Annotated in this window: 6 protein-coding genes; 3 read left to right on the top strand and 3 right to left on the bottom strand. The window is 43.3% G+C overall.

What is annotated here, in order from left to right; translation table 11 throughout:
• Nucleotides 1-427 (top strand): DNA-binding protein (locus tag F6K20_RS16090; RefSeq protein WP_287295299.1); only part of this gene is annotated, 427 nt, incomplete at its 5' end.
• Here the strand turns inward: F6K20_RS16090 and F6K20_RS16085 are convergent.
• The 3 genes from F6K20_RS16085 to F6K20_RS16075 form a co-directional block, all read right to left on the bottom strand.
• Nucleotides 368-3,235, bottom strand: a complete 2,868-nt coding sequence (locus tag F6K20_RS16085) for a glycoside hydrolase family 10-like protein (protein ID WP_287295297.1) — start codon at nt 3,233-3,235, stop codon at nt 368-370. The two genes, F6K20_RS16090 and F6K20_RS16085, sit on opposite strands and share 60 nt — an antisense overlap.
• Before the next feature lie 357 nt (nt 3,236-3,592).
• Nucleotides 3,593-3,853, bottom strand: coding sequence for a BrnA antitoxin family protein (locus F6K20_RS16080; protein WP_008182423.1), 261 nt, complete (start codon nt 3,851-3,853; stop codon nt 3,593-3,595).
• A complete protein-coding gene (locus F6K20_RS16075; RefSeq protein ID WP_044492669.1) occupies nt 3,828-4,112 on the bottom strand; it encodes a BrnT family toxin in 285 nt (94 codons plus the stop codon). The genes F6K20_RS16080 and F6K20_RS16075 overlap by 26 nt, the downstream gene beginning before the upstream one ends.
• A gap of 383 nt (nt 4,113-4,495) precedes the next feature.
• On the opposite strand from F6K20_RS16075, the gene F6K20_RS16070 reads away from it, so the two are divergent.
• Together F6K20_RS16070 and F6K20_RS16065 are read left to right on the top strand one after the other, a co-directional pair.
• Complete coding sequence (locus tag F6K20_RS16070) at nt 4,496-6,559, top strand: AAA-like domain-containing protein (protein ID WP_287295295.1); 2,064 nt, start codon at nt 4,496-4,498, stop codon at nt 6,557-6,559.
• Nucleotides 6,560-6,822: 263 nt separating this feature from the next.
• Nucleotides 6,823-7,704: AAA-like domain-containing protein (locus tag F6K20_RS16065; RefSeq protein WP_287295293.1), on the top strand; the 882-nt coding region annotated here is incomplete at its 3' end.

The raw sequence follows: 7,704 nt of genomic DNA, 5'->3' as shown, positions 1-7,704 counted from the left end.
TGAAGCATCATCTCTCTTAGGTATTTCTTCTCGGCGATTGCGCCAACTTCTAGAGAAGGGTCGGGTTCGGGGTGCTTATAAAAGTGAGAAATTCTGGATTATTCCCTTGTTCAACAATCTGCCCCAAATCACGAAAGGCACTAGAGGACCAAAAGGGAAATGGCGCACTAATCGTGCTCCGGCTTTAGCTAAGATCAATGTCAACCGCAATAACATTGGCTCGAATATCCACAAAAGCCCCGAAGAACGGAAGCCAGTGATTTCGGTAAAACGAAGCGGCAACAATATATACGGCAACCAGGTAGAAATCCTTGGCCCGTGCCGCATTGTCTATAACCCGGATAACCCACTATCTTGTGGTGCTCGTCTATGGATCGAGACCTTCAGTGATGTCCACTTCATTGGTGGCCGTTTCCCTGCCAGCTAATGGTCGATTTTTGAGCGTCCGCTCACCATAGCGCAATAATCGTTGGATCGTTTCCAGACGGTTGTCCCATACCTGGACTTGATACGGTTGCTCAACTGATTGTCCAAACATCCACGTCTGAAAGCGAGTACGGAAGGATGACATGGACAATTGTGCTGATAGCAAGCTCATCATGGATGGCTTGTCCGCTAGTCGATTCAGCAACAGGGAAAGGGTATCGGCTTGTTGTCCCCAGTCTGAAAGGTCTGGTTCTCCAATCACGATTTGATTATTTGCCAACATAAAACTCCATTCCTGTTGCAGAGCCTGATAACGTTCTGCTGCAGTTAGGAACGGTTGACGGTAAGGTACTTGTATTTCAGTGGTAGCCTCTTGTTCTCCTTGAGTGCGTGTCAAGATACCCCTGAGATTATCATTGAGATTTTCTACTGCAAATAGGGCATAGCCAGGAGCTGGTAAATCTCGCAGCAGTTGGATTTGGTCAACAGCTACAATATCGGGTAAATTCAATAGACGAATCCCTGGCAAAACTAACGCTGAGCTGAGGGATGATTTTTTTAGCCATGGCTGGGCTAATTTCTGTAACTCTTCCGTTTCCAATGCATAAGTCATCGGTACCATCAGGTCAATCTCACCCCGAGATGCCCAATCTTCCCAGTTTTGTTGGATTTTTTGCAATCGGTCTTCCCGAGGCATGGCAAATACAGCAGCAGATATAATCAAGTCGGGACGTTTCTGGCGCAGCATCTGTGACACTGACTTGACTAAAGTGTCAATTTGCTTTATACGGAAATCTGTCCACTGTCGCCATAACTTCTGATTCCTTGGGTCAATCTCAATGGGGTCAACACCGGTCAATTCCTGAAACTGTTCACGGGCTGCCTTACCATAGCCAAAGGTATGACCAGCTTTGGGGTCTTGAAACGGGTAGCGAATATAGTCGAGTTGAATCCCATCCACTTCATAGCGGCTGGCTATCTCTTCCAATAGCTTAGTTAGATAATCCCGCACTTCCGGATTAGCCGGGTCAAGAAATGCCTTTCTAGTTCTTTTGTGAAACACACGTTTTTCGTTATCCAAGATTGCCCAGTCTGGATTCTTGGATAGCACTGGTCCGAGATAGTCTGCTGGTTGATCTAAAACCGCATTGTGACGCTGGTTAGCTGCAGCAAACATCCAAACCCAAGCGTGCAATTCCATCCCTCGTTCATGGGCTAACTTGACTGCTGCTTCTAGGGGATCCCATCCTTCAACCAAGGGATTTTGCTCTGGTGCGATCGCACTCGGGTAAATCGTATAACTAGCGTTAACCGTTTCAAAAAAGATGGTGTGAAAACCAGCTGTAGCCAATTTGTCAAAAATCTTAGCTAAATCTTTTTCAGACTTCGCCTTAACAATAGTACCCCGGTCTAGCCAAATTGCTCGAATCTCTGACTGGGCTAGTTTACGATCAATTGGGTAGTTTTCCCACAGGGTATTTCGTGCTGTCATCCACAGCTGACTAGCCTTTTGATACTCCCTGCGAGCCACTGCTCGACGATAATTTTCCAAACCCACTCTGGCCTGATTCAATGCCTCAATAGCTGAGTAAGTAGCTGAGTCAGTTTCATCCGTTGTTTCCTCAGAGGTTTCCGACACTTGCTTAGCACCAGCAGTGACAAATTGTTCGATAGCAGCGCCTGTCGATAAATTCAGATTACTGTTAGCTGCATCGGCTCTTAGCAAAGCACTTTCAAACCGACCAATCAGATTTTCCAACTCCCGCTCCATCGCAGTAGCTTGCTTTAGGGTTAGAATTCGTCTTCTATATCTTGGTGGTGGCGCTTTTGCTGGCTTGGGTGATGGGGCTAATCGGGAATTGGTAGGCTTAGCTGAAGCATCTGTGTTATTGCCAGACTCTGCATCTTCTGTTTCCACCTGTTTCTGGGCAATAGTCGTTTCGATATTCCCACAATGTTGTGGTGAGTGATCAGAGGATTGAGATGATGTAGATGAATCACTAGTGAGTTGGGCATCAGTGACATTGACATCAGTGACTTGGACATCATAGCGACCAAGAGCCGCTCGTAACCAAGCACTATCGACTTCTGCCGGAGCTACGCGATCGATACCCCAGCGCCAACCAAAAAAGGTAGCATTATTAGAGGTTACTACAGCAGGGGGCTTGTCAACCTGACTCCAGACCGCAGCAGTAGTGGAATTAAGATCAGTAGGAATGAGAGTGCCACCCTGAATGATGCCTGTAATGCCAGTATCCTGCACCCATTTTTGGTTACTGTCTGGGGAAGGATGGAGGATAGAGGGTTGGGTCATCGCAAACCCCCAATAAGCACCCAAAAGCTCACGCAATTGTTTGCGGATGTCAGGTTTGGAAAGTAACCCAGTCGGACCGGTGACAATAACTTTTCCTCCTTGTGCAATCCACTCCTGTAACGCTTGGAATTGTTTTGGGTGGAGGAACTCGACATTAGGCAAAAATAGCAAATTAGTGTTATGGAAGTCAGAGGCTTTCTTAACTTCAGTCAAGTCAACAATACAGTAGTTAACTCCAATTGAATGCAAGCGTTCGGTAATTCCAGACCAATGCCCTTGATTATCCCGACTCTTAACTACTCCCAGTTGCACCGTTTGAGCACTAGCAGCTGGTAACCATGGTAGAGAATTGAGCAAAAGCCCGATTAAGGTACTAACTACAATAGTCTTGAGATCGATAGGATTAGATTTGACTCTGGTTAAATCTCCGATCAAGGGGGTTAGCTGCTTGGACAAATACCACTGCCAATTGGAACTATCACTACTCCTGAACACCGTTTACTCCTTAAATTTTTATTATCCAAATCCTAACCTCTGTTGGTAATTAACAACGTTAGCGAGAAGTGCGGATTTAGATCAGTGCGATCGCATTAGGTATAGCGCTACGCGCAAGTCAGAAGTCAGAAGTCAGAAGTCAGCGATTACTTACGTTTCGGAGTTTAGGAGCGACTGCATCAAGACAATGTTAAACATCTTAATGCGTAGTGGTATATTGGTTCAATTGTAGTTTATGACTGGTATAACCCATAGGGGATATGTCGGCTAAAATTAGCGTAAGCGGTCAGCTGATACGCGACACGCTGATAGCTGATAGCTTACGAATTAGCTGACATGAAGGGAATAATTTTACCATCAATGATTACTTTTCTGTCGTTGATGATTAACATAAGTACGAAGAACGTTATTAATTGATGATTGATAGCCTTTTCCTTGACTTTTGAACCAGTCTATGATGTCACTATCTAAGCGAATAGAAATCGCTTTTTTAGTAATCGGTTTAACTATTTTGGCATTTTCCCAAAAATTATCGTCTAACTCAGGTATATCTGAGGTATCAATGGCAGAGTCAGGAATAGTTTTGATTTCTTCAAGTCGTTTGGGCGAGATACTCATAATACTTTCTCTTTTCCTTAGGGGTAGCTTTTCGAGCAGAAATTAAGCGAATTTTGCTGTTTCTTTCAGTGTGGGCTACGGTGACAATGACAACGCCTTGTATGGAACCGATGCTAATTTCTCTGATTTCATCATAATCGTATCGTTCATCAATTGACGTAAAAACGATTCCAAAGAATATTTCCTGTGCTTCTTCAAAGCTGATGCCATGTTTTTGCTTATTTTGTCGGTTTTTGTTTTCGTCCCATTCAAATTCCATTAATTTGTATATACTTTTTGTATATACAAGCATTATAACATAAAATTTAGTTTTTGGTTTCTATTCCACTTTCCGGTAAATGGTATATGGACGCGATCGCATTCTAGGGTAAGCGCAAGAAAAAATTGCCCATAGTGTGCATTGGCTAGATATGCTGATAGCTTATTGCTTACCTAGGGAGTAGGAGTATGAAGTAAGGTGAAGTAAATCAAATGGCTTTGATAATTATTAAAAACGCTAGAATTATTTGTGTGGAAAAACAAACCGTAAGCACTCAGCTGATACGCGACACGCTGATAGCACCTCAAGTAGCGTGCGCGTAGCCCATAGGCTTACGATAAACCCTACCGAAATTAATATCCTGGATAGGTTGGGCATCTCAGATGAAGACTCATAACCATCGGTCAGTGTGTGGGAAATTCAAGCAGCGGTTAAATAATGCGGTTAAACGCTGGTTTAATTCCCCTAAAAATGGTCATAGCAGCACCACACAACCAATAGCTGTTTCTGTGGCAGAGCCTTATGCTCCCTACAAACCTCCCTCAACTACTCAGCCACCTAACCACAGCTACGGCGTAACTAATCATACCTGGCCCCCTGGTTATCGGCTACAGAACGGGAAGTATACCATCGAAAAAAAACTAGGACAAGGTGGGCTGGGTATTACGTATTTAGCCCGAACTAAAACAGGCGATCGCATTGTTATTAAAACTATCGTTAATCATGTACTCCGCCAAGATAATTTATTAGAATATTGGAAAATTTTTGCCAACGAAGCGGTAAAGTTAGCCCAATGTAGCTGTGGAAATACTCATCTAGTCCGTTTATCTGAAGAAATCATCCGAGAAGGTGATTTGCCCTGCTTGATCATGGAATACATCGATGGGGAAACCTTGTCGGATCTGGTGAAACGGCAGGGTGTGCTTTCGGAAGAGCAAGCCTTGCTTTACATTGGGCAAATTGGTAGCGCCCTCTGGGATATTCATCAGCAAGGATTGCTCCATCGGGATGTTAAACCCAATAACATCATGGTCCGGAAAGATGGTTCTGGTGCCGTGTTGATTGATTTGGGTATTGCTACTAAGTTTGTCCCTGGGGTTACCCAAACTCATCTGTGTGGGCGGACTCCTGGCTATGCTCCTCTGGAACAATATGAGTGGCGAGGGCAACAGGGTCCCTACACCGATGTCTATGCTTTGGCCGCTACCTTGTATGTGCTTTTAACTGGAAAGAAACCAGTAGCCGCTGAGGATCGGGCTGATGGAGTTGTATTACCACCACCAAAGGATTTTAATCCCCAGATTAGCGATCGCATAAATCGAGCCATTCTCCATGGCATGAACTTGGTGGCTAGCGATCGCCCTCAGTCTATACCAGAATTTTTCACATTACTCGGTATTGAATTACCAAATAATAATAGCAACTATAATAACACAAGTAGCACTAATAATCAACAACAGACAACCGCTCAAGTTGGAGACTTTTATATAGAACGTCCCCAAGATACTGAGTGTTATCAAAAGAGTTTACAACCAGGGGCGCTAATTCGGATTAAAGCACCGAAGCTGATGGGGAAAACCTTACTCAGTCATCGGATTCTTGATTATGCTAAATCTAAGGGTTATCGCACGGTTTATTTGAATCTGAATGAATTCCCTTGCCATGATTTGGAGATATTTTTCCAGTCTTTTTGTGTGCGGGTTGCTCAAAAATTGAAATTGCCCAATGAGTTGCCAAATTATTGGGACGATAGTTTGTTCACCACTGAAGTAAAGTGTAGCACCTACTTTGAAGAGTATTTGTTGGTTTCTTCAGAGAGTCCTTTAGTTTTATGTCTCGATAACCTGGAGCGAGTTTTTCCTCATCAACAAGTTGCTGAAGGGTTTCTTACTTTGCTGCGTAGTTGGCATGAAAATGGCCAATTTTATGATATTTGGAAAAGACTGCGATTGATAGTGGTTTATTCTACGGAAGTTTATATTGAATTGGCTATCAATAAGTCGCCTTTCAATGTAGGATATCCTGTAGATTTAACTGATTTTACTTTGAATCAGGTTCAGGATTTGGCGAAATTTTATGGCTTAAATTTATCCGTTAATTCAGTACACAAATTAATGAGCATGGTAGGGGGACATCCTTATTTATTACAGTTAGCTTTCTCTACTCTTAGCAAAAATAGCAACATCACCATGGAGCATCTGTTAGAAACCGCCCCGACAGAATCAGGGATTTATCGCCATCATTTGCGAGAACTTTTAAATAATCTCATGCTCCATCCCGATTTACTAAACGCTTTCAAAAAATTACTGACAACTACTCAAGCAGTGCGCCTGGATTATAAAGAAACCTATCTGTTAGAAAGTCTGGGATTAGTCAGAGCAATCGGTAATGATTGTATTCCGAGATATAATTTGTATCGTCAGTATTTTAGTGACAGGATTTTATAGTGAATGTAAGCAGTCAGCGGTCAGCAGTCAGCGGTCAGCGGTCAGCCGTTGGTTGAAAAGTGAAAAGTGAAAACTGTTCGCGTAGCGTGCGCGTAGCGCTTAAGCTGAACGCGATCGCGTGCGCGTAGCGCTTAAGCTGATAACTGATAGCTGATAACTGATAGCTAATAGCTGATAACTGATAGCTAATAGCTGATAACTGATAGCTGATAGCTGATAGCTAATAGCTGATAGCTTCTTTATTCCCTACTCCCTTCCCAATCATGACCAACCAACCAACAATCTATCAAGTTGGCGGAAGTTTACCTAACAATGCTGCTACTTATGCAGTCAGAAAAGCTGATACGGAAATTTTTGATGCTTTGATGGCTGGGGAATTTTGTTATGTGCTCAACTCGCGACAGATGGGTAAATCTAGTTTGCGGGTAAAAACCATGCAAAGACTAATAGATAGGGGAGTAGCTTGTGCTTCTGTTGATGTTACCCAAATTGGCAATTACGTAACGTCAGAGCAATGGTATGCTAGCTTAATTAAGACTCTGGTAAATAGTTTTAAGCTCTCAGATAAATTCAAGGTTTTACCTTGGTTACGAGAGCGTAAGCAACTCTCGCCAGTCATGTGGTTGGGTGAGTTTATTGAAGAGGTGCTGTTGTTAGAGATTCCAGAAAATATTGTGATTTTCCTGGATGAAATTGACAGTATTATCAAGGTAGAGTTTAAAGATGATTTCTTTGCCTTTATTCGCAGTTGTTATAACAAACGAGCGGAAAATCCTGCCTACAAGCGGCTGAATTTTTGCTTGCTGGGAGTAGCAACTCCAGCGGATTTGATTCAGGATAAACAGCGCACTCCCTTTAATATTGGTCGGGATATTGACCTGACTGGCTTTACCTTTGAAGAAGCGAAAGCACCACTGCTCCCTGGTTTAGTAGGAAAACTGGATAATCCGGAACAGGTGTTAGCTGAGATATTGACCTGGACGGGGGGACAACCGTTTCTGACCCAGAAGTTGTGTAAGTTAATGGTCGAGAATGGGGGAACTGGAGTTGAACAGGTTGCCCGTACCCAGATTATTGACAATTGGGTATCTCAGGATAAGCCAGAGCACTTGAAGACCATACGCGATCGCATTCTAAGAAATGAG

Source organism: Moorena sp. SIO2C4 (assembly GCF_010672485.1).
GTDB classification, from domain to species: domain Bacteria; phylum Cyanobacteriota; class Cyanobacteriia; order Cyanobacteriales; family Coleofasciculaceae; genus Moorena; species Moorena producens.
This window is presented reverse-complemented; position numbering and strand designations above follow the sequence as displayed.

Coding starts and splice junctions, on each gene's coding strand:
- F6K20_RS16080 (WP_008182423.1), bottom strand. CDS start 3,853: ATGAGTATCTCGCCCAAACGACTTGAAGAAATCAAAACTATTCCTGAC.
- F6K20_RS16075 (WP_044492669.1), bottom strand. CDS start 4,112: ATGGAATTTGAATGGGACGAAAACAAAAACCGACAAAATAAGCAAAAA.
- F6K20_RS16070 (WP_287295295.1), top strand. CDS start 4,496: ATGAAGACTCATAACCATCGGTCAGTGTGTGGGAAATTCAAGCAGCGG.